This window comes from Paenisporosarcina sp., assembly GCF_057785155.1.
This window is the reverse complement of record NZ_JBYNRN010000050.1, coordinates 26,679-50,462: the sequence shown is the minus strand read 5'-3', so window position 1 is coordinate 50,462 and position 23,784 is coordinate 26,679. Positions and strand designations below refer to the sequence as shown.

The 23,784-nt window shown below is 36.4% G+C and carries 20 protein-coding genes, 1 rRNA gene and 2 riboswitches; of the genes, 1 reads left to right on the top strand and 20 read right to left on the bottom strand.

Going from position 1 to position 23,784, the window contains the following annotated elements:
- The 18 genes from AC3EA5_RS17850 to AC3EA5_RS17765 all read right to left on the bottom strand — a co-directional run.
- Positions 1-97 (bottom strand): 16S ribosomal RNA (locus tag AC3EA5_RS17850); the annotation flags it as partial.
- 609 nt (positions 98-706) lie between these two features.
- Entirely contained in the window at positions 707-2,047 is a 1,341-nt protein-coding gene (locus AC3EA5_RS17845) for an NCS2 family permease (protein WP_488609544.1), read from the bottom strand.
- A gap of 173 nt (positions 2,048-2,220) precedes the next feature.
- Positions 2,221-2,322: riboswitch (purine riboswitch) on the bottom strand.
- An 84-nt stretch (positions 2,323-2,406) separates the two neighbouring features.
- Positions 2,407-2,541 carry a hypothetical protein gene (locus AC3EA5_RS17840; protein WP_488609543.1) on the bottom strand — a complete coding sequence of 45 codons (135 nt, stop codon included), beginning with the start codon at positions 2,539-2,541 and terminating at the stop codon, positions 2,407-2,409.
- A 60-nt stretch (positions 2,542-2,601) separates the two neighbouring features.
- A complete protein-coding gene (locus AC3EA5_RS17835; protein ID WP_488609542.1) occupies positions 2,602-3,327 on the bottom strand; it encodes an abortive infection family protein in 726 nt (241 codons plus the stop codon).
- Positions 3,328-4,013: 686 nt separating this feature from the next.
- Positions 4,014-4,571 carry a hypothetical protein gene (locus tag AC3EA5_RS17830; RefSeq protein WP_488609541.1) on the bottom strand — a complete coding sequence of 186 codons (558 nt, stop codon included), beginning with the start codon at positions 4,569-4,571 and terminating at the stop codon, positions 4,014-4,016.
- A gap of 52 nt (positions 4,572-4,623) precedes the next feature.
- A complete protein-coding gene (locus AC3EA5_RS17825) occupies positions 4,624-5,349 on the bottom strand; it encodes a hypothetical protein (protein ID WP_488609540.1) in 726 nt (241 codons plus the stop codon).
- Between the two features lie 214 nt (positions 5,350-5,563).
- Positions 5,564-6,664 carry a hypothetical protein gene (locus AC3EA5_RS17820; protein WP_488609539.1) on the bottom strand — a complete coding sequence of 367 codons (1,101 nt, stop codon included), beginning with the start codon at positions 6,662-6,664 and terminating at the stop codon, positions 5,564-5,566.
- Entirely contained in the window at positions 6,661-8,106 is a 1,446-nt protein-coding gene (locus AC3EA5_RS17815) for a DUF5677 domain-containing protein (RefSeq protein ID WP_488609538.1), read from the bottom strand. The genes AC3EA5_RS17820 and AC3EA5_RS17815 overlap by 4 nt, the downstream gene beginning before the upstream one ends.
- A gap of 324 nt (positions 8,107-8,430) precedes the next feature.
- On the bottom strand, positions 8,431-8,751 hold the full coding sequence (locus AC3EA5_RS17810; RefSeq protein WP_488609537.1) for a hypothetical protein: 321 nt from the start codon (positions 8,749-8,751) through the stop codon (positions 8,431-8,433).
- Between the two features lie 406 nt (positions 8,752-9,157).
- The gene (gene guaA, locus AC3EA5_RS17805; protein ID WP_488609536.1) at positions 9,158-10,711 is read right to left on the bottom strand and encodes a glutamine-hydrolyzing GMP synthase; all 1,554 of its coding nucleotides are present in this window, start codon (positions 10,709-10,711) and stop codon (positions 9,158-9,160) included.
- Positions 10,712-10,838: 127 nt separating this feature from the next.
- Positions 10,839-10,940: riboswitch (purine riboswitch) on the bottom strand.
- A gap of 34 nt (positions 10,941-10,974) precedes the next feature.
- Entirely contained in the window at positions 10,975-13,167 is a 2,193-nt protein-coding gene (locus AC3EA5_RS17800; protein WP_488609535.1) for a DUF4129 domain-containing transglutaminase family protein, read from the bottom strand.
- Positions 13,164-14,378 carry a DUF58 domain-containing protein gene (locus AC3EA5_RS17795; protein WP_488609534.1) on the bottom strand — a complete coding sequence of 405 codons (1,215 nt, stop codon included), beginning with the start codon at positions 14,376-14,378 and terminating at the stop codon, positions 13,164-13,166. Before AC3EA5_RS17795 ends, AC3EA5_RS17800 begins: the two co-directional genes overlap by 4 nt.
- A complete protein-coding gene (locus AC3EA5_RS17790) occupies positions 14,375-15,325 on the bottom strand; it encodes an AAA family ATPase (protein ID WP_394191804.1) in 951 nt (316 codons plus the stop codon). Before AC3EA5_RS17790 ends, AC3EA5_RS17795 begins: the two co-directional genes overlap by 4 nt.
- A gap of 331 nt (positions 15,326-15,656) precedes the next feature.
- The gene (gene nadE, locus AC3EA5_RS17785) at positions 15,657-16,484 is read right to left on the bottom strand and encodes an NAD(+) synthase (protein WP_488609533.1); all 828 of its coding nucleotides are present in this window, start codon (positions 16,482-16,484) and stop codon (positions 15,657-15,659) included.
- Positions 16,485-16,496: 12 nt separating this feature from the next.
- The gene (locus AC3EA5_RS17780) at positions 16,497-17,966 is read right to left on the bottom strand and encodes a nicotinate phosphoribosyltransferase (protein WP_488609547.1); all 1,470 of its coding nucleotides are present in this window, start codon (positions 17,964-17,966) and stop codon (positions 16,497-16,499) included.
- 154 nt (positions 17,967-18,120) lie between these two features.
- Positions 18,121-18,324, bottom strand: coding sequence for an alpha/beta-type small acid-soluble spore protein (locus tag AC3EA5_RS17775; RefSeq protein ID WP_488609532.1), 204 nt, complete (start codon positions 18,322-18,324; stop codon positions 18,121-18,123).
- Between the two features lie 389 nt (positions 18,325-18,713).
- Complete coding sequence (locus AC3EA5_RS17770; protein WP_394191810.1) at positions 18,714-18,887, bottom strand: hypothetical protein; 174 nt, start codon at positions 18,885-18,887, stop codon at positions 18,714-18,716.
- Positions 18,888-19,024: 137 nt separating this feature from the next.
- Entirely contained in the window at positions 19,025-20,425 is a 1,401-nt protein-coding gene (locus AC3EA5_RS17765; RefSeq protein ID WP_488609546.1) for a hypothetical protein, read from the bottom strand.
- A 202-nt stretch (positions 20,426-20,627) separates the two neighbouring features.
- Between AC3EA5_RS17765 and AC3EA5_RS17760 the strand changes: the two genes are divergently transcribed.
- The gene (locus AC3EA5_RS17760; protein ID WP_488609531.1) at positions 20,628-21,092 is read left to right on the top strand and encodes a YhfM domain-containing protein; all 465 of its coding nucleotides are present in this window, start codon (positions 20,628-20,630) and stop codon (positions 21,090-21,092) included.
- Positions 21,093-21,256: 164 nt separating this feature from the next.
- On the opposite strand, the gene rlmN is transcribed toward AC3EA5_RS17760, so the two are convergent.
- Positions 21,257-22,327, bottom strand: a complete 1,071-nt coding sequence (rlmN, locus tag AC3EA5_RS17755) for a dual-specificity RNA methyltransferase RlmN (protein ID WP_488609530.1) — start codon at positions 22,325-22,327, stop codon at positions 21,257-21,259.
- A gap of 225 nt (positions 22,328-22,552) precedes the next feature.
- Complete coding sequence (locus AC3EA5_RS17750) at positions 22,553-23,701, bottom strand: cation:proton antiporter (protein WP_488609529.1); 1,149 nt, start codon at positions 23,699-23,701, stop codon at positions 22,553-22,555.
- Between the last annotated feature and the right edge of the window lie 83 nt (positions 23,702-23,784).

Genomic DNA, 23,784 nt, shown 5'->3' with positions numbered 1-23,784 from the left:
ATCAGAAGAAGCAAGCTTCTTCATCATTCCGCTCGACTTGCATGTATTAGGCACGCCGCCAGCGTTCGTCCTGAGCCAGGATCAAACTCTCCATAATAGGTGAGTCGATTAGCTCGACTTTGTTGCTGGCGTCAAATATTTTGACGTTTATAATGAACGTTTAAGTTCAAGTTTGTTTTCGATACCGACAGGTGTCGGCGGAAGAAAACGTTTTTGCTCCGATCGCCAAAGCGATCATCGCTATATTCCGTTGACGTTTTGCTGTTCAGTTTTCAAGGTTCACTTGTTGGTCACTCTCGCGACAGCAACTTTTATATCATACCAAATCGTTTTGTTTGTGTCAACAAAAACTTTTAAGTATTTGTTATTCATTTCGTCGCTTTCAAATCAGCAACTTTATTAATATATCAGCCTCGATAGAGGAAGTCAACATATTATTGAAATGTTTTTGTACTCATAATATTAACAGAAATTTCGATTAATTCAAGTAACAATTTCATGACAAAAATGAAAATGCTGGTAACCAATTGCACAGCCTTCTTTATAAAGCTGGCGGTAGATTTTCATTGAGATTCTATTTCAAGTTCAGATACTAGTATCTTTCAAAAATCAAATATCCTATCCTTCTCTATCTTTCATCACCCGATAATTTTTTATTAAACAAAAAAGAACTCCACTTAATGAAAAGTGAAGTTCTTCCTTACTATTAATGTCCTTCTACGAATACGAAGTACAAGATGAAGATTACAAACATTCCATACATGATTGGATGTACTTGTTTTCTATTCCCACTTAAGATCATGGTAATCGGGTAGAAAATGAAGCCCATCGCAATACCTGTTGCAATACTATACGTTAATGGCATTGCAATAATCGTTAAAAATGCTGGAACGGCAATTTCAAATCGATTCCATTCGATTTTATTCAAAGATGAAACCATCAACACACCTACTATAATTAAAGCCGGTGCTGTAACAGCTGACGTCATAACAGATAATACTGGTGAGAAGAACAAAGCGAGCAAGAACAATATACCTGTAACGATCGCCGCGAATCCTGTTCGTGCACCTGCAGCTACTCCTGCACTTGACTCAATGTATGAAGTAGTTGTTGATGTACCAAAGATTGCTCCAGTTACAGTTGCTAAAGAATCTGCCAATAAAGCTTTGCCTGCACGTGGCAGCTTATTTTCTTTCATTAATCCTGCTTGGTTCGCTACAGCCACTAATGTACCAGCAGTATCAAAGAAGTCTACAAACAAGAAAGTAAGTACTACGATTAAGAACGGAAGTGTAAATAAAGAACCTGGATCATTAAGAATTGGGTCAAATGCTGCACCTAAAGTTGGTGTAACATCTGGAACTTTTCCTACGATTGCTGAAGGAACTTCTACTAACTTGAAAATCATACCGACAATAGCGGTGATAAGTAGACCATAGAAGATCCCACCATTAATACCTCGAACCATAAATATGACAGTTAATACAATACCGAAGATTGCTAGCAACGTATTACCAGCAGATAAATCACCCAGACCGACTAATGTTGCATCATTGTTCACAATAATTCCTGCGTTGCGTAATCCGATAAACGTAATGAATAAACCGATACCTGCTCCAACCGCATATTTCAATTCAGCTGGAATTGCATTAATTATGGTTTCACGTATACCTGTTAATGAAAGAATGATAAAAATAAGTCCAGAGAATAATACGCCTGTTAAAGCTGTTTGCCACGGTATACCGTAAGTTAGTACCACTGTATAAGCAAAGAATGCATTTAAACCCATACCAGGAGCGAGAGCTATCGGATATCTGGCTATGAGTCCCATAAAGAGCGAACCAACAGCAGCAGCTAATGCTGTTGCGACAAAAACTGCACCTGCGTCCATGCGCATTGCGTCTGGTAAATCAGGTACCGAGTCTAGCGAAAGTGTTAATGGGTTAACGATTAATATGTAGGCCATAGACAAGAATGTTGTTAAGCCACCGATAATCTCTCGACGAAAATTGGTTCCTAGCTCATCGAATTGGAAATACTTTTTCATTTTGTTCCTCCACTTTTTGTCGCGTATAAATCGGTTTTCTTCTATATAAAGAAGTTTAAGCAATAAATCTAGCTTTCTTCTTTATACAAATAAAAAAAGGCATGCAACAAAAAAGTCGCATGCCTCCGATTTACTTGATGGTTTGATCATCAAGATAGTAGAAAAATGAATTGCTTCATCTATCTAAAAATCGTAGTCGAGTCATTTACGGTAACTCGGTAGAAACTTTCGGGCCATATTCCCGACTTTATACGACGACAGTATTTAATTTCAATAGTAATATAACATCTTATTTTAAGTATTTCAATCCCTTTTCCGAACAATTATTAAAATTTTACGAATAAAGTTCGGAAAACACATTAATTACCACTAAAAAGTGCGTCTGCCGCTTCGCTTTCGACGCAAACATCAACCTTGCTTGCGCAAGACTTCAAACTAAAATCAGTGTTTAAAGCCACTGATAACCCATTACCTGTTAACACAACTCTCTTCATTTTATCCCTCCTATAATACTCTTTACTTTTTCCGTTAATTTAACTACCTTCTCGATTCTTCTATTCTTCCCATGAAGATACCAGAAAAGAAGACATTGTTCCCGATAGGTTTACAGCTAATTGAGCATGTCGAGCAGATGGAGCAAAACCATTTTGACCCTTTCCATGTGCATCACTCAATTTATTTCTTACAGCTCCTAACCCTTTCACTACCGACACACATCCACTTAAAATTTCTTTGAAAACTTGTTCAGTATGTTCACTAGGAGCTAAGTTAAGTACCTTTTGAACCCCTTTGTATAATTGAGGAAGTTCTGCTTTATCGTCATATTCATAGTTAGCTTCATCCATAATGTGCTTACAGGAGGATTCTAGGAGTGTTCTTGCCATAGTAATCGCACCCTCTGGATCATTTGTACGTCTTTCAATTGCCTTTTGCCAAGCTTGCTGTACAAATTCGTAATTGAAACCGACCTCATCTAAAGGAGATGAAGAAGAATAATGATTCTCTATCTTGTTTAATACATAGTCAAATTCATTCCGTAAGTAAGCTCTTCTTCCTTCATACTTAGGTGACTTTTCCTTAATATGACACCAGAACTCATTTAATGAACGACAAGTTTTCACAAAACGTGGCAAATCGTCCTTAATAAATGAATTGTTAAGTAGTTTATTCCTAAGTTCAATATACTCTGCTGCATTAGCGTTTCCACCTGTGGCATGGGTAACTAGTATATTCTTTAAAATTTCTATATCTTCAAATAACTCATTACTAATACTAATCATCTCCCATTTTTCAAGCCATCAGACTTCTTATACTCCAGAGTAACATTTGTGTCAAAAAATACCAAACACCAAAGATTTTGTTGATATTTATGCTCCTAAAATTTTTACTGAAATATGTAATATGCATTTCTAATACTTAATGGAACCAATATTTCACTAGGTAAAACGTGTTACAGGTTTTGAGGAAACATATTTAAGGTGGAAGTAATTTCGTGACGCGTGCCTATATTCTATGCCTCATTTCCCTTTTCTCTGGGGCAGTTTCTGTATGCCCCACCATATGATGACGAAAGATCAATGCTCCCTTGCTATCTATGGTTTTCTATTGACTAATTAAAAACAAACAAAAAGACACTCGCAATTCAGCAAGTGTCTTATAGTAGTTTTGATTATTGATATTCAGTTCCGAGTAATACTGTACTGTTTTCTTCATTAAACACAAGGTCAATCTTTACCAACACAATACCCACCACAACCTTGGCAACTTCAACGAAAGTTAATTTATATATAGAAGGAATATTCATAGTATGATATCTAAGGTTGGTCTACTTTTTTGACACCTCTACCCTTAGCTGAAGTCGCTCCTTCTCGAGTTCTTTGAACTATCAATTCTCGGTTTATCCAACTTCAAAATTTCAATACTTTTTCAATTGAGATATCTATCTATATAGCTTCTATTTTATATCTCAAGGATTCGGATTTTCTTTCTTCTTCTTTGATGCTTTGTTCTTTTCTGTTGTTTTCTTCTTTGCTTCACGTTCTAGCCTTCTTTGTTTCTGTACATCTGTTTCATTGATGTCTTTCTTGATTTTTTTGCCCAATTCCTCAAGTGATTGCAAGACTTCCAAACCTTCATTCTTAGTCCATGTCTCAAATCTAACTTCTGCACCTTTTTCATCTTTGTAATTGAACTTTAAATTTTGGAAACCACCAGCTGGACCAACAGTGAGAACAATGTCTTTTGCCTTTTTCAAACCTTTGTTCAACTTCCGTTTTCCTTCTGCTTTTTCTGCTAAGTATTTTTCATCAATGATCTCCAACCCACTCCAATTGACATCCAACTGTTTGAATTTAAAGTCAACCGTGATGAACATATCGTTGCCTCTACTGAAAGGACCAAAGATTCCAATCGCATTCCCTTCTGTACCAATCACTAATTTTTCATGATACTTTGTCAAATCATCTGTAAGTTTTACCTTTAGAGGATACAGGTTCTTCGATCTCCTTTTGATTTTTAATATCATAATTCGTTGTTCTTCAACTAACCTGCCCCGCTAGTTGAAGAAGAAAAAGAGCTTATAGTTCTCTGATGTATAATCCTGCATTGAATTTATATCCTATGTTTTCAATGATACTGGTTAAGGTATCATTACTTAAGCTATGAAATGGTTTATTTAACAATAACCCGTTATTTGTAGCATACTCATAAAATTCATGCTCTGTTGAATAAGGAAGATCAGTAAAATAAGTCGCCTCTAAAATAGATGTACTTTCATCTTTTAGTGGCTGAAAATCCCCCAATACTTCCAGCATCTTCTTAGCTTGCCATTTCTGATGGGCTTTTTCAAATTGCATCTTTACTACCAGTCGTTCTTCCTTTCGGTTATGCATGCTATTTATTGGTTTTAAGACAACGATGTTTAAATCGTGATGTGGGATTAAATCACTTCTCTTGACAATTCTTTGTTTTGAGATTAGATTATAGTCCATTTTAATCCCTACAATTTGAAGGATTTCATTTGTTGCACCAGGTCCCGATCCTTGATAGCCGCAACTGCACCCCCCTAGCCATGTTTCCCTCGCTGCTTCGTCATCCCGAAGGATAAAAGAATAGCTTCTATGGTTGTCTTCTCTATTGTCGTTAATTACATAAACATCAGGTACGTTCTTATACTTTATTGGGATATCCTCTTCATGTTGATAGACTTCAATGCTAGTGATATTCCCCATAAACTCGACATTTGCTTTGACCCATTCCACAGCAGAATGGGGAGTATCAGTCCCATGTTTACAAATGTACATCCAAACCTCTCCTTTTTTTCACTACTCCAACTTATGAAGAGTAGTGAAAAATAGAACAAACAATAACGATGGATTTTGTTATTAACGAGTCCTCTAACTTGATTAAAAAGAAAACATTAATGGTTTCAAGTCTTCATTAATGTTTTCTTTTAATCTAATATAGAATTTTTTTGAATAAACCTGTTCATTGTTAAGCTCAAATTTAAAATAATGATTAAATAGTTTTCGATTGAATCTTTTTCAAAAATACTTCCTCGTAAAATTTCTCTACCACTAAATTAATGTCGCTCAGTCTTATCTCATCTAGGTCTTTATCTTTTAAGAATAAGGCATCTTCAACATGTTTATATAAATTCAATCCAGATACTATATTTAAATAATCCTCATACGCAATTGTCTTGACCTTATGAAAATCAAAGAACTTTTCAAAAAAGTAACTAATAGTTGTTCGAACTATTTGGGCATCTAAATCTAAATTCATGTTTGATTTAAGACTAGTGTATAAAATTGTAAGATATCTAAAAGGAACTTCACTTCGTATATAAGGCACAAATCCAAGTGAAGACATACTAAATAAAATATTCATGGATTGTGATAAATATCCTATTTGTGAAAAGAAAAATATTTCACTAGCAGGAGCGTTTTTGTTTCCCATATATTCTGAATTAATAAAGCTTGTAAATCTATCTTTCAAATTTTTATCTTTATAGCCTTTATCGTCCCACCCGAATAATATCCAATCTTTTATAATGACTTTTAAGTGCTGATCGATATCTTCAAAACTTTTAATCTTAGCAAAGTAGTCCTCGATATCTTCTATGTCATCAAATAATGAAACGAAAAATTGTTCTGCAGCAGCTGAAACTAAGTCAAAAGGAATTATTGTTCGAATAGGTAATATAAAGAAATCAAATGAACAAGTTTCAAATAATTTTAAAGAGTCTCTTATGTTATTTTTAATAGCTGTAGAAAATTTTCCCTTCATTTTATATGAGAGTTCTTTATCTAAAAGATTCAAGTAACTGATTAAGGGATCATCTATTATGCAAATACTACCGGTAATCTTCATAGCATAATGTTGCATGTATTCTACATCTACTTTAGTAACAGCCGTGAGAAATACTGTGTCTATATTGGGAAATTCGTATTCGTATATGTTTAATAATGCTGGTTCATTTCTTTTCCAAAACAAATTAATTTCAGTTATAAATTCAGTAAAATATTTATCGTCCCATTCCTCTAATCCTTTTTTTAATAAGGACATATATTCGTTTTGTATATCTATCAATTCCTCCATAAATTTAGTGTTTTTCATTTAGATTTCACCTCTAAATTTGTAGGAAATCCATATAATTCTTTTAAAACATCAAGTGTCTTTTGCATAATTAATTTGCAATCATGCCACACACTTTTAAGATTTTGCTGATTTTCAATATCTGGCACGCAATGAAATTGATGACTAGCAGTATCACACTTTAATAAACTACTCTCCCTAATAGCTCCCCATAAGCCATGCTCATAAATAGAGTCATAGTCGTACAAATGCTTATATAAATCAGATTCATCTACCATTTCAGCTTTGGTTTTTATGTTATGACGACCAAAATAATTAAAATCCATATCAACAAAATTTTTGCTCTTATACTCTTCAACTAAAAAACCTATATATTTATAATCGACATGACTATTTGGATAAATATCACCGCTATCTTCATATCTCTCAGTTATAAGTTTAAATTGGCCTAATCCATAATATTGATATTCTTCCCAAATATTATCATTATCTAGTTCTCTTAAGAGCAAATATTTCATCATAATATAATTTTCTATTAAAGACCTAATAATACTTCGCCCCGTAATAGTGTTATATAGGTTATGTTCTATTAACTCCAAAAATCGTTTATATGAATAAGTTGCTATACCTAATAAAACTAACATTTTATGATCTAATGGTGATACTGTATGAAAAAGTTCTGTGAAATATTTCAGCTCTTTATGTGTGTTTTCTAAAGCTACTTTCTTATCTAATAAATCTTCTACTTCAAATTCAATATGAAAAAGTTCACATTCTGTCAATTCGCTCATCCTTTCCCAAAATAGTTCTAGATATATTGTATCTATACTTTTTTCAAATGTGGTTGTCATCATTTCCACAGTTCTAATAGTAGGTCTAATCATTGTCATAATTGGATTCTCATGATTTAACAATGGGTATTGATTAATCAATTCTCGTTGTTCTAAAGGCATAATTATTCTGTTTTGGATTTGCATATAGCAATAGACTAGATATCTAATATCTGTCGTTTGATTAGAATGCTGACTAGAGAATTCTTTCAGAACCATTTCTAATGTTTTTACTTTCTGCTCAACACTCTGTTCATTACTTGAAAAATGTTTTGCAAAAGGCCGACTGACGGAATAGCTAATGATGATTGATAAGGGGCTTAAAATATTCTTGCTGATTTTAGTTAATAAATATTCATAAAACAGATCCTGTTTTTCTTCTGAGAGCTTCAAAATATTAGAAATCTTGGGGTGCATATTGCCTTCAGGTAAATGTTTATTTAGTTCCTGTAAGATATTTCGAATTAATTGAAAGGAATTTTTTCTAAGATTAGATTTATAAATTAAAACAATCCATAAATATTCGGGTAGCCTCCCTAAATACCATTGTTCTTCTTTACCAATTTCAGTTAATATCTCATTAAAAGGAGTTATAAATTTTCCCTTTTTTAGTTTGTGCCCTTTATATTCCATAGCTAACCTCCAGTATTCTTTTGTGTATATCGGAATGAAAATAATTAATTAATAATATCTATTAAGGATGGTGCTTAATGAATGAAATAAAAAATCCAACATCAGGAATAGCAGATCCATATTGGTATGAATGGACAGTTGGGCTGTAGCGAGATTCATCAATTTCTTGATATAAACAAACCTCGTATTTTGAACAAAGTTTGATCAAAATACGGGGTTTTACCTGTTTATTCTATTCACTTTTTTAAAAAAGATTGATTGTTTCGGGAGGCGAATATTCAACTAAAGCACTCGTTAGTTGAATAAGAACAAGATTTATTTACCTCACTCTCCCTCTGCCACTAGTTTAATTATTTCCCCTTCAACATCTTTGACTGCTATTGCCTCTAACGAACTTATCCCATTAATCTCATAAAACTCTGTTCCTTTAGGGTAAATATTTGAAGATAAATCCTTGCTGTTTTGTTCTTCCTCAAGGTAGTATTTCACTTCTCCTAATTTCTCCCCAAGGTCATAACTCTCAACTTTTTCCTCCGTAACAATATAATGCACGTCATTGTATTTTAGGAATTGGTACGCCCAAGATGTAGATGAACTGCACCCCACTAGAAAGATAAAAATTATTACCGATAACAAATATTTCATTTATTTCCCCCCTCGAATTGAACTGTCGAAATAATTGATTTTCCTCCCTTATTTTCAGGAAATTATAATATTGCTTATTCAACTAAACTTCTGCGTTAGTTTAAGTGAACACTTTCACAATCTTATATTTAGTTTACCATAAATATCCAGTGTTATTAAATAGGGAAACCCATGTTCAACATACATTAACGATTAATCAACTTTCTTCTTTAACAGAGCCTTGTTATTTAATGAATCCAAAAAAAAATTACCCCCATCAAATTTTGACAGGGGTAAAATCTTCACTCTCACCTATTTTTGGCGGGGAGTTTGGCGGGAAACCAATTTATTTTAACTAAAATTAACCTTCCTATAACTCGTAAATCCCTATTAAATCAGCGTAAAAACTTCATTTTTATTTTATACGTTATTCCCACTCAATAGTAGCTGGTGGCTTACTCGTAATGTCATAAAGTACGCGGTTGATATTTGGTACTTCATTTACAATACGAACACTGATTTTCTCTAATACATCCCATGGGATACGTGCCCAGTCGGATGTCATTCCGTCAATCGATGTTACGGCACGGATACCGATTGCGTAATCGTAAGTACGAGCATCGCCCATTACGCCAACGCTGCGAATATCGGGTAGCACCGTGAAGTATTGCCAGATGTCGCGCTCTAAACCGGCTTTTGTTACTTCATCACGTAAGATCGCATCCGATTCACGAACGATTTGAAGTTTTTCTTCGGTGATTGCGCCAAGTACACGAATTCCTAAACCTGGTCCTGGGAATGGTTGACGCCAAACGATTTCATCTGGCATTCCTAACTCAGTTCCAAGTGCACGGACTTCATCTTTGAACAATGTGTTTAATGGTTCAATGAGTTTGAACTGCATGTCTTCAGGTAAACCACCAACATTGTGATGAGATTTAATTGTTTGTGCTGTTGCTGTTCCACTTTCGATGATGTCTGTATAAAGCGTACCTTGCGCAAGGAAATCCATTCCTTCTAGTTTGGCTGCTTCATCATCAAATACATATATGAATTCATTTCCAATAATTTTACGTTTTGTTTCAGGATCAGATACACCTGCCAGCTTATTCATAAAGCGTTCTTGAGCATCAATTTTAATCACGTTCATGTTAAAGCCGTCAGCAAAAGTCTTCATTACGCTTTCTGCTTCACCTTTACGCAATAATCCATGATCGACGAACATACATGTTAGCTGATCTCCGATTGCTCTATGGATTAAGACTGCAACAACAGATGAATCGACTCCACCACTTAAGGCACATAATACTTTTTTATCGCCAACTTCTTGACGGATTTTTTCAATTTCTAATTCAATGAAGCTTTCCATTGACCAGTCGCCTTTTGCTTCACAAACACCGAATACGAATTGGCGTAGCAAATCAATCCCATAAATCGAGTGACGAACTTCTGGGTGGAATTGTACTGCATACAAACGACGAGCTTCATCTGCAATTGCAGCCACTGAACAAGATGGGCTAGTTGCAATCACATCAAAACCTTCAGGTGCAATCGTTACATGATCTCCATGACTCATCCATACCACTTGTTCGTTAGGTAATCCTTTGAATAAAAGATTCTCTTTTAACACGGTAATTTCAGCTTTTCCATATTCACGGTGTGACGCTTTTTCTACTTTCCCACCGAAATGTTGAGACATTAGCTGCATTCCGTAACAAATACCTAAGATCGGAATATTTAAATCTAAGATTGCAGGGTCAACATGAAAGGCATTTTCATCATATACAGAATTGGGTCCACCAGAGAAGATAATGCCAGTAGCATTCATTTCCTTTAGATCTTTTGCCGTTATTGTATGAGGATGTAGTTCGCTATAAACACCAAACTCACGAATACGACGAGTGATTAATTGATTATATTGACTTCCAAAATCGAGTACGACTATTTTTTCTTGTTCTTTTAATAACGGAGTTGCTGACAATGCGTCCACCTCTTCACTATGATATCCGAACCCCTATATAGAAAAAGCGCGTACGAAAGTAAACCTTTCTACGCGCTCTTTTGCTCTCTACTTGAAAAAGGCGAATGCAAATAAACGTCTTAAATAGACATATTGCATCCGCCTTCATAGTCAAGTCATTTTCGGCAACTTGGTAGAGACATCCGAACCATATCTTCGGACATATATGAGGGCAAACCGGTCTGTATAATTTTTTTCAATTTTACAGGTAGTTTGGTGTAAAATCAACCGCTAGTGCGATTGATTAAATATTCCCAACTTTCTCTTAGTTTTGCCCATTCATGCTTATCAATATTCCCACCATAAAATCCTTTTTCATAAGCTTTTGTTAGATCTCTCATATCATTCGATCCAAAGAAAGAATCCACATATTTAGCGTACGTTTTCAACGTTTGGCCATCTCTTCGTTCAATGCCATATAAAGCTAGTTGTTTTAACAAATGGTGGTAACTTTGCTCGAACGAATTCCAGTTTTCTTTCCGTAATCGGTAATATGGAACCAACAATTTTGGCATCCATCTTTTACGAATACGATACAGTAACGCGATAACAGCAAGTCCAACGGCAGTCCAAATTAGTATTTTGACTTTATTGTCTGAAATCCATGACACTGCATCTTTCAAAATTTCTGAAAATCGCTCTGAAATTGATTCTTTCTTTTCTTTAGGAGCAGCGTCTGGTTTGTCAGCTTGCTCAGGTGTTACTGGTTCTGGTGCTTCTGTTGAGTCAAACTCAACGTCAAAATCAATATTGCCCGCTCCACTAAAACCAATCGTCGGTTCAAAAGGCATCCAACCTACTCCTGGTAAATAAGCTTCCACCCATGAATGGGCATTATTGTTTGTCACTTCAAAGATTCGGTTGCCATCTTGACGGCCAATCTCTTCTCCTTCAGCAAAACCTTTTACCCATCTTGCCGGGATATCTAGTGAGCGGAGTAGCACAACCATTGAAGATGAGAAGTTATCACAGTATCCTCGCTTCGTTTCAAAAAGGAATTCATCTACATAATCCTTACCCGCAGCAGGAACTGAAACGTTTCGCTGGTCATAAATAAAACTATTTTGCGCAAAATACCGTTCAATTTCTTTTACCTTGTCATATAATCTTGTTTCATCTGCGGTAATAGATGCCGCTAATTCACCTACTCGTTCAGGCAAATTCTCAGGTAATTGTAAATACTGATCGAATTCAGCGGGAACATTTGCCAAGGATTCAGTTGTTACTTCACGCAGGGCAGTGAGACTATACGTAGGTTCACTAAAAGTCACACTATAGTTCGTTAACTCGACTTCCTCATTTTGTTGAAACGTATTGATTTTTTGTGTATTCACATCTTGAGTAAATGTGGTATCTCCATCAGCCGTCACCACATCCGTACCATAAGGTTGCATGATGAAAGGGTAAGGCGTGGCGAACACTAAAGATGCTTCAAGGCTTTCTTCTTCTCGATTAGGTGGGTAGTCTGTTTCAATCGGATCTCCAACTGTGTAATTTCTTCGTTGATCAGACCCTATAGACTGTTCCCAACCTCTTGATGTATACGTATCTTTCGTTTCGATTTTCCAGTATTGAGGTGTGCGCACAACCGCTTCAAAAACAACTGTGTTGTCTCCTGCAAATGCACCACCTAATCTCGAATCATCTTCGTCGTATCCTATTTTTCCAATGACCCCATTTCCACCAGGGCCTCCACCAGCACCTTCAGCAAAAGATTGAATGAATGGCACAGGGTCTTCCCATACCGGACCGGCTTTTGGTAATAAATAACCGAGAGCTCCACTTAAAGAGATTAATAGAATGAGAGGAACGATGAGTGTCCCATAAGTCGATCGTGGAAGACCCACTTCATTTTTCTTAAATAATTGAGCAATTTTTAGCAATCCGGACAGTAATAGCCCGATGATCATAACTCTTACAATGGCTTTATCACCTGCGTAAGGACTAAATGTATCCAAAGCGGCAATAAAAACAACCGTCATAAAGAAAAATAAGAATATATTTAACCGAATACTAATCCAATGATGAATCAGATAGGTCGTCATCCAGATTAAAGCAAAGAACAATACCGTCCTAAAGGAATCCGTAACTGAATTCCAGTCTTGCGTAACTAAAGCTTGAACATTTGTCGTGAAATCCATAATCAAAAATTGGATGGCTGGCGCACTAAATAACATTGTTTCTGCGTAAATATAAATGAGTACCCACGCTATGTACAAAATCTTCAAAGGTGCACTAATCCAACCTTTTACATGAAACAATGACAATAGAAAACACATGCCAATAAACACTAAAAATACGTTTAAATAATTGGTTTCCGTAAGTTCCATTACTGGTAATAACCACTCGCGGAATAGGAAAAACACTAACACATAGAAAAGAAGAGATAGCCATTTATTCTCTAATGTTGCTTTCATGATCTCCCCACCTCCGTAAACGCATTGGCAAAGTGATCTTGTGACAACACGTGAACAACCATTCCTCTAGACCTTGCTAATTGATGCATAGTTATATCTTGTTTTGAAAGCTTTACACCTTTTTTCACTACCACAAAGCAAGTGCATACACGTAAATTCTTCGCTGCCTTCGGTATGGCATCAATCCAATTAGCAGTTAATTTACCTGTAATGAACAAAACGGAAGTCGCAGTCGACATCGCCGGGTCCGTTGGTAAAATCTGTTCAATTGGCTGTTTGAGATCAGGCGTAACTTTTGCTAAATGAAACATCGATTTCTGCAAATGTTCTTCACCTTGAATAGCTGGGTAATAAAACCGATTGGCACCTAAAGATAAAAAGGCGGCACTCGCTTGATGTCGCACAACTGCCTGTAAAACAGACGCCGTGAGTTCAATCTGTTCTTCAAACATTTCAGATGGTTGGCGGTCAATGAGGATAAACAAATCTTGGGACTGGCGATCCTCAAATTCCTTTGTGCGAAGTGTTTGAGTACGGGCAAATGACTTCCAATGTATCCAAGAGACGCGGTCACCTGGCTGGTAATCTCTTATCCCTGTTGCCATTGTCGTATCTTTGACAATCGTAAATGGAGAAGAAGCCGCACCCTGATCGTATCTTGTTTCAATTGGCATATAAATCATGTCCGTAACATTTGGATAAACAATAATACTTTGTCTAATAGGTGTGAAATGTGATTTCTTTACCCACCCAAAAAAGTCACTTACTTCAATTTCAATCCCATCTAAAGCGTGTTCGCCACGAGGCATATGTTCAATTTCATACGTCCACTCGATGACTTTCTGAAATCCTACTAGTTTAATCGTTTTCAATTCGTTCCCTGCATGCTTGGCCAAAACTTCACTTTGAGTCTTCTCTTTTATTAATAAATAAAGCATTGGAAATTGAGAAGGTCTTGTTAACTTAACCGTGACAATCAATTTCCCGCCGTTTCTAACTTGAGCCGTTTGAATATATCGCTCCGCTTCTATTTTAGAAATGGGACTAAAGAAAAATGCAATTGAATACGCTGCAAATGGCAACAAGGTGTAAAAAATAAACCAACTAACAAATCCACCTTGAAACATAGCAAAAACGAAAGCAAATAGAACAATACAAAGGACAAATAGTAATCGTCCTCCGATTGCCCACGTTATTTTTTTAAACTTCATTGTTTCACAAGCCTTTTAATCGGTACATTCGTTTTGGCTAAAATTCGTTCCGTGATTTCTTCAGGAGTGATGCCGTCATATCTAGCTTCAGAACGCAAAATCATACGATGACTAAAAACAAATGGTGCTAAATATTGCACATCGTCAGGTGTCACATAATCTCTACCTTGTAACATGGCATAGGCTTGAGATGCTTTCATTAACGCAAGAGATCCACGAGGACTCACACCTAAATAGACATAAGAATCTTTTCGCGTACGGTTTGCTAAGTCAACAATATAGTTTTTGATCGTGTCATCAACTGTAATTTCTTTCACTTCTTGTTGTAAACGAATCAAGTCTTCTAATGAAAGAACGGATGTTAAATCCTCAATTGGCGCTTGTCTTTCCGCACGTTTTAATACTTCAATTTCCTCTGCGTGAGAAGGATAACCCATTCTTAATTTCAATAAAAATCGGTCTAATTGTGCTTCAGGTAATGGATACGTCCCTTCATATTCAATCGGATTTTGAGTAGCCATAACAAAGAAAGGCTTTGGAATCATCATCGTTTCACCATCAATTGTGACCGACGCCTCTTCCATTCCCTCTAAAAGAGCGGATTGTGTTTTCGGAGATGTACGGTTAATTTCATCTGCTAGAACGATATTCCCCATAATCGGTCCGGGACGGAACTCAAATTGCATATCTTTCGGGTTATAAATCGATACACCAATAACATCGGAAGGTAATAAGTCAGGTGTGAATTGAATTCGTTTGAATTGCGCACCCACTGATTTAGCTAGTGCTCGTACCATCATCGTTTTCCCTACGCCAGGAACGTCCTCTAAAAGAACATGGCCCTGTGCTACTAATGCCACAACACTTAACTCAGCAATATTTCTTTTACCGATCATTACTTTTTCGATATTATCTACTATTAGCTGTAATTTCTGTTGATTGTTCATCTCTATTTTTCCCCCAGTTGTCTTGCTGAACTATTGCATTTATTAGAAAATTGTCACAATGTAAATTAATCATACCTAAATTTTTCCTATAAGACAACTTCTTAAGACCTAGAAAAGGGGCTATCTCAAAAGTCATTTAATGACTGAGAGATAGTCCCTTTTTTAATGTTGTGAATTCCGTTACAGACGGACGCGTTCCGTGGGCATGGCATCAGTCTCCTCGTCGCTTCGCTTCTGCGGGGCCTTCAGCTCATGCTATTCCCACTGGAGTCGCCGTCTTGCACTATTTTTTATTACCTAATATAAACTAGAATTGTACTTTAAACGTTCCTTATTTCCAAAAGTCATCAAATACTGTGATTGGTAAGTGTCGTTTATGTTTCGTACGGTTGAAATAACCTTCTATTTTTTCACGAGGTTCAGATGGAATTTCTTTTCCTTCTAAATAATCGTCAATATGATCATAGGTTACACCTAATGCAATTTCATCCGGCACTGCAGGACGATCTTCTTCTAAGTCAGCAGTTGGTATTTTCATATATAAGTGTTCAGGACAATCCAATACCTTTAGGAGTTCTTTGCCTTGTCTTTTATTCAGACGGAAAAGCGGAACTAAGTCTGCTGCGCCATCCCCAAATTTTGTGTAAAAACCTGTAATGGCTTCAGCTGCATGATCTGTTCCCAGTACTACACCGTTATGCATAGCCGCAATTGAGTATTGAACCTTCATACGTTCACGCGCTTTTTCATTCCCTTTTGCAAAGTCAGTTAATGTAATGCCTGATAAGTCCAATGCTTTTTTACTAGCGTCGACAGCGTCTTTAATATTAACTGTGTAGATTTTTGTAGGTTGAATAAAATTTAATGCATCTTGACAATCATCTTCATCAAACTGCACACCGTATGGTAAACGAACAGCAATAAATGAATACGTGTCATTGCCTGATTCTTCATTCAGTTCATCAACAGCCATCTGAGCCAGTTTTCCTCCTAAGGTAGAATCTTGTCCACCTGAGATGCCAAGAACCATGGACTTTAAAAAAGTATGTTTTTTCATATAAGATTTTAAAAAATCAATCGTGCGACGAATTTCTTCTTTTGGATCGATGACAGGTTTTACTTTCAACTCTTCTATAATTTCCTGCTGTAAAGTTGACATTGGTTTTCCTCCTTAAGCGAAATTCATGTTATCGACGATTTCTTTGACCTCTTGAATATTTCGCATTTTATTGTCCCAACATTTTTGACTTAAATCGACTGGGTACTCTTCCGGGTTAAGTGAACGTTTATATTCATCCCATAGCAAATCCAAATTAGCTATCGCATAATCGCGCATTTCATTTAAAGTTGGATTTTCATATACGACTTGTCCTTTTTCAACGACAAGTTTATGAAGGTCTATCGCTTCAAAGTTGGTTACGAATTTAGAAACAAATGTATGAACCGGGTGGAACATTTTAAGACGCTCTTCAGAAGCCGGGTCTTCGTCATACATCGTGATGTAGTCGCCTTCTGCCTTCCCGTTCTCACGATCAATAATTCGATACAACTTCTTGCGACCAGGTGTTGTTACTTTTTCAGTTGTGGAAGAGATCTTAATCGTGTCTTCCATTACTCCTTCGTCGCTTTCAATTGAAACGATTTTATAAACAGCTCCAAGGGCAGGTTGGTCATAGGCAGTAATCAGTTTTGTACCAATTCCCCACATATCCACTTTTGCACCCTGAGCTTTTAAGTTCAATATTGTATATTCATCTAAATCATTCGATACGACTATTTTAGCGTCTGTATACCCTGCTTCATCTAACATTCTTCGAGCTTCTTTTGAAAGGAAGGCAATATCCCCACTATCCAATCGAATGCCCACAAAATTGATTTTGTCACCAAGTTCTTTCGCCACTTGAATTGCCGTTGGTACACCAATTTTCAATGTGTTATATGTATCCACTAAAAACACACAGTCTTTGTGACGCTTCGCATAAGAATGGAATGCTTCATACTCACTCTTATATGCTTGAACAAGTGAATGCGCATGCGTTCCCGCTACAGGAATACCAAATTTTTTCCCAGCACGTACATTACTTGTTGCTTCTAATCCGCCAATTATTGTTGCACGTGAACCCCAAATCGCAGCATCCATTTCTTGAGCACGACGCGTTCCGAATTCCATAACGGTATCCGTTTTGACAACTTGTTTAATGCGACTTGCTTTTGTCGCTATTAATGTTTGGTAATTCACTATGTTTAAAAGCGCCGTTTCAATTAATTGAGCCTCTATAAGTGGAGCTTCTACTCGAATGATTGGTTCATTAGCAAAAACCAATTCTCCTTCCACCATTGAATAAACATCTCCAGTGAATCGAATGTCTTTTAAAAAATCGATAAAATCATCTTTATATCCTAGTTCGTTTTTTAAATATGCTAAATCACTTTCTGAGAATCGGAAATCTCGTAAGTAATCCAGTACACGCTCTAGTCCCGCAAACACAGCGTATCCATTGCCAAAAGGTAAATTACGGAAAAATAATTCAAAAACAGCTTTTCGATTATGTATGCCATCCGCCCAATAAGCCTCGGCCATGTTAATTTGATATAAATCTGTATGCAACGCTAAACTGTCATCTGCATATGGAGACTTCATATTCATCCCTACTTCCACCTTCATAATTGACATAAGTATACACTATTTACCCTTTTTCATGCCTTTTATAAACGCTCTGGATAAGGTTCGACATTTCACGCATATTAAAAAGAACCGATAGCTTGTTGCCATCGGCTCATTGTATGTTGAATTTTTATCCACGTAATTGGTTTTGTGCTTGTTGTACTAATCGTTTAGTGATTTCTCCACCAACAGATCCATTAGCACGAGCTGTAGCATCTGGTCCTACTTGAACACCAAATTCTTGTGCAATTTCGTATTTCAGTTGATCCAAAGATTGTTTAGCACCTGGAACCACAAGTTTGTTACGACTACCGTTCGAATTGTTGTTTGCCATATGACTCACCTCCTTGTGACTATTATGTTGTGCTATTTTCATTTTTTCATGCACGTTAATTCAAAAATATTTTAGACTACCTTGAAATTAAACTTTTTTAATTGTTATTGGTGATTTTCGTTTCAGACGGACGCGTTCCGCGGGCATGGCTTCTGTCTCCTCGTCGCTTAAAAAAATGTGCTCCTGCGGTTACTCGTCACAAAGACACTGGCTCTTGGCCAGCATCTTGTCTGCAGGGCTTTCAGCTCGTGCTGATTCCACTGGATTCGCCGCCTTGCGCCCCAATCAACGATACCACTAAAGGACAATTAACAAAAAACCACTTAAATGTTTCCATGAAATCAACTCATCTAAGCCTACAAATAAAAAAAGACTTACCAATTGGCAAGTCAGAGTTGTTGATATGGTACTTGATATTTTCCGCCTTCTACATCGGAATGATACATCGCTCTTAAAGCTGCATCTTTGTCGATATCAAGCTCGTCCATTAAATCGCGTAAACGCTTTTTAAGTTCTTCATTTTCTTTAACGAGTATCTTCATTTTTGATTTTACGAATTTCATATTCGGTAAACTCCTTTCCGGAACTAACTATTGCCATAAGTATACCATTGATTAGTGAAATTCATGAAATACAATAAAAAAAGGAGAGAAAAATCGATCAATTCTCTCCAACTATTTTTATGAATAATACGCAAAAATCAAATCAAAAACATGGCAACAATCGTTGTTACTATTAAACCAATCGTTACCGGTAAAAGGTTTCTTCTAGCAAGTTCAAATGGGTCAACGCCACAGATAGCCGCTGCAGGAATTAGCGCCCAAGGAACTAAAGTTCCTCCACCGACCCAGATTGCAGCAATTTGACCAAGTGCAGTCAAGGTTGCGGCACCTGCTCCAATTGCCGTCGCAAAGATATTGGCTACAGATCCTACTAACGAGATTCCAGAAAATCCTGAACCATCTAAACCAGTTATTGCACCTGTCACGGCTAACGTGACTGCCCCAACCTCTTTACTTAACGGCACGACAGATGCCAGTGCTACGCCGAGATCATTGACAATCCCATGAGAACCTTTTGGTAATAAATCACCCACGATTGTTAAAAATCCTGAATCTCCTAAATAGAAGAAGGCTGCAATTGGGATAACTGCTCCAAATACTTTAAACCCAAACTGAAATCCCTCTATTAAAAAAGATGTCGCTTTTTCAAGTCCTTTATTCCCATGACTAACCATGGTGATGACTAACAGAATGAAAACTGCCGTACCTCCGATTAGCGCTGTTGCATCGCCACCCTGTAACTTAAGAATAGACATTGCCCAAACATCAACCGCAAATAATGCAGGGATAAATAAAGCAAAAAATCGTTTCTGTCCTTTTGATAATAAACTTTCCTCTTTATCTGTAGGTTCAGTAATTGTTGTAACAGCTAGACCTGTTTCCATTGTTAATGCGCCTGACTTCAAATCCCTCTTTAAGAAATAAAAAGCGAGAACAGTCGTAACAATCCCCATAACAAACACTAGTGGAATACTCGCTTGAATTACATCACCTACAGGCAACCCAGCAGCATCAGCTGTTAACTTAGGAGCACCTTGGATGATGAAATCGCCCGACAAGGCAATCCCATGACCAAATAAATTCATTGCCATCGCAACACCAAGTGCTGGTAATCCTACCCGAATAGCTACTGGCAATAAGACAGCACCCATTAATGCCACAGCTGGTGATGGCCAGAAAAACCATGAAATGACCATCATCAGAATCCCAATCGTCCAGTAAGCAAGAGCTGGGGTTCGAATCAATTTTGAGAATGGGGATATCATGACATCGTTAATACCTGTGGTAGTTAAGGTTCGACTCATAGCCACAATGATCGAGATGACCAAAATCGTTGGGAGTAATTCGGTTATTGCGTATATAAAGCTGGTGAAAATGCTACTTATTGAATCGCTTAAAGAGCCTGTTGCAAATAAGGCGATTAAAAATATTCCCGAAATACTAATGAGCGTGGTATCTCGTCTCATCACCATAAATCCAATTATCAAGAATATGAACACGACATACGTCCAATGCAGGGCCGTTAATTCAATGCCCACTTTCATCTTCTCCCTTCTGTACTCCTTTTATGAATGGGTTATTCACCCAAACGGTATGTACTATAAGATATGAGGATGAAAAAAAGGGACGTGAGGAATTTCAGCTCAATTATAATTCTTAACTAAAATAAAATTGAAACTTAGAGATTGCGTAATCGTCTAACTTGAATAATGAAGTATTACATAAAGGAGTTTATAATTTATGAGGAAAAACATTGTAACTATTTTAACTGTGGTTCTAATCTCTTCTTTTCTTTTTGGCTGCCAATCAAAAGATAACATGGCAATGGAGACAGAAAAAACTTCTACTGAAATACAAGTAGAAGATAATAATCAATTGAAATTAGATGGAGAAATCACAGAAATCATCGTTTCTAAAACAAAAGGCGTTAATGCAACCGTTTTTGAAAAGGAGGAAGTTATTGAAACATTTAAGAGTATAATTTCAGGTGCTATAAAAGAAAGTGGCATAGTAAATATGGCTAATCCTGAGTTATATTTGGATGTTGTTTATGAAAATGAAAATAAACAAAGTTTTTATTTATGGATAGGCGAAAAAGGGCAAAAAAGCACATTGATGAAAACGAATGATACGCATACAATTTATACTGTTTCAGCAGAAATGAATGAGATGGCAATTGAATTAGTTGAAAGCATTGAGAATTGACCTCTTGTGAGAGGTCTTTTTTTATGCACTCCTTAGTGGCTCAAATCTACCCAAATTAAATATTTTAATGGAATTAATACTAAATTAATGTTCACCACAATTGTTAGCTGAAATGAAAAAAGCGCACCTACAAAGTAGGTACGCAATTTGTGCTTATAGAAGGCTTAAACCGTAGCTTTATCGCCTTTTTTAATTTGTTTGCTTCGTAATTGACCACACGCTGCATCAATATCTGCACCTTGTTCATGACGAACGCCACAGTTGATTCCTTTTTTCTTCAATGCATCGTAAAAGGCACTGATGGCTTCAGGTGTACTTTGTTCGTATTGAGCATGTTCATCCACTGGATTGTAAGGGATTAGGTTGACGTACGATAAATGACGTTTGTTTTCTAACAACTTGGCTAATTTGTTTGCTTCTTCTACGTGGTCGTTTACATCGCGAAGTAAAATATATTCGAACGTAATACGACGGTTGGTTTTCTCCAAATAGTAGTCGATTGCATCCATTAATTTCTCGATTGGATACGCTTTGTTAATCTTCATAATACGCGTACGTAATTCGTTTGTTGGTGCGTGAATAGAGATTGCTAAATTCACTTGAAGACCTTCGTCCGCATAATCGTAAATTTTAGGTACAATACCACTTGTTGAAACGGTAATATGACGTGCACCGATTGCTAATCCTTTTTGAGAATTTACTACGCTTAAGAAACTCATTAAGTTTGTATAGTTATCGAATGGTTCACCGATACCCATTACCACGATGTGACTTACACGTTCTTCTTTTTTCACTGCATCTAAATGTTGTTGAACTTGCATGATTTGTTCTACGATTTCTCCAGAATTCAAATCACGACTCTTCTTCAGTAATCCACTCGCGCAGAAACTACAACCAATGTTACAGCCCACTTGCGTAGTTACACAGACAGACAAGCCATATTTAAAACGCATTAAAACGGTTTCGATTAAGTTGCCGTCTTTCATTTTGAATAAAAACTTAATCGTTCCATCTGATGATTCTTGTTTTACTTCTTGCTCCAATGTGTAAAGAACAAAATTATCTTCTAGTAATTGAATACATTCTTTACTTACATTGTTCATTTCAGAGAAATCTGTAATACGTTTGATGTATAACCAATCCCAGATTTGCTCTGCTCTATATTTTTTTTGTCCGTGATCTATAAGCCATGCCGTAAGTTGCTCTAATGTTAAACTAAAAATTGATGTTTTCATTTGTATACCCTCTTTTCAAAAAACGAAATTCCTATCCATTCTACTAGAAATGAACTTATAGCACAACTGATTGAATTTTGCAAAGACTTTTTAACCGAAGAAGTTGTGAGTAGTATTTACCGAACAACAATAATTACACATTCGTTTGTCCGATTAATCGAATGACTTTTTTTGCACAAAAAAACTGGCCATTGCTGACCAGGTTTTATTGAAAGTATGTTCCTACTATTTTGAGTCCTTACGCTGACCCCAAATTTTTTCGCCTATTTTAGGAGCCATTTGAACTAAAAACATCCCAATTAAGGCTGCAATCAATATATACATACCCGCAAAGATTTGAACGACTCCAGATGCGAGGGCTGCAATGATAACAGAAAATTCTCCACGTGGGGTTAGTACGAGACCTGTCTCAAAGGATTCACGTTTGTCCAATCCATACCATCTACCACCGTAGTATCCCACAATCATTTTCGCCAGTATTGACCAAATGACAATGACGATTAAAAGACCAAAAGCTGGCACTTCATCTGTAAATTCAAGTGTTAATCCAAAATTCAAGAAGAAGAAAGGAAGGAATAAGTTACGAACTGGCATGGAAACCTCCATTACCTTATCCTTAAAGTTCGTTTCAGCCATCATAATTCCAGCTAGAAAAGCACCAATGACTTCAGATAAATGTAGGTAGTAAGCAAAACCACCATAGGTAATAGCCACTCCAAGTATAAATAAGACAAAATAGTCTTCATTCAAAAATCTTGTAATCACTTTATGTGCTTTCTTAAAGACGACTTTCCCGATAACAACAGCCCCAATAACTAAGAGTGCTATCTTAAGAATAATGAACACAAAGTCCATTCCTTTAAAACCGTCCCCGCTTAACCCAATTAAAATTGTAATTAAAATAGGAGCTATTAGATCTTCAAATATGAGTAAGGATAAAATAAATCCGGACTCTTTATTGTCTAGTTTGTTTTTATGTTCTAATAATTTCACTGTGATAGATGAACTTGTTGCATAAACAAGCCCTGCGATTAAGAGGGATGTAAAGAGATCGTGTCCAAAAATCATGGATATTCCAAAAGTGACACCTATACCTAAAACGATGTCTAGTAAACTAGCCTTCCATACTTTACGTCCTTTGCGTCCAAGTTCTCGAAATGTGAACTTCATTCCCAGTAAAAAGAATAAGACGATTAATCCGATTTCACCTGCTATTTTAAACGCATCTGTATCACCAAAATAACCAGTTAATGAAAGTCCCGCTCCAACTAGTATGTAAATGACGATATCCGGAATACGCAATAATTTAATTCCAATGAAAGCCGCAACAAATAAAGCAAACAATGTTAACCCTATGGCTAAAGGTAAATTCATCCCAATATCACATCCGTTCGTTACTTAATAAAAGGAGTATACCCTTTTGAATGAAGAATACTTAAATAAAATTCATTTAAGTC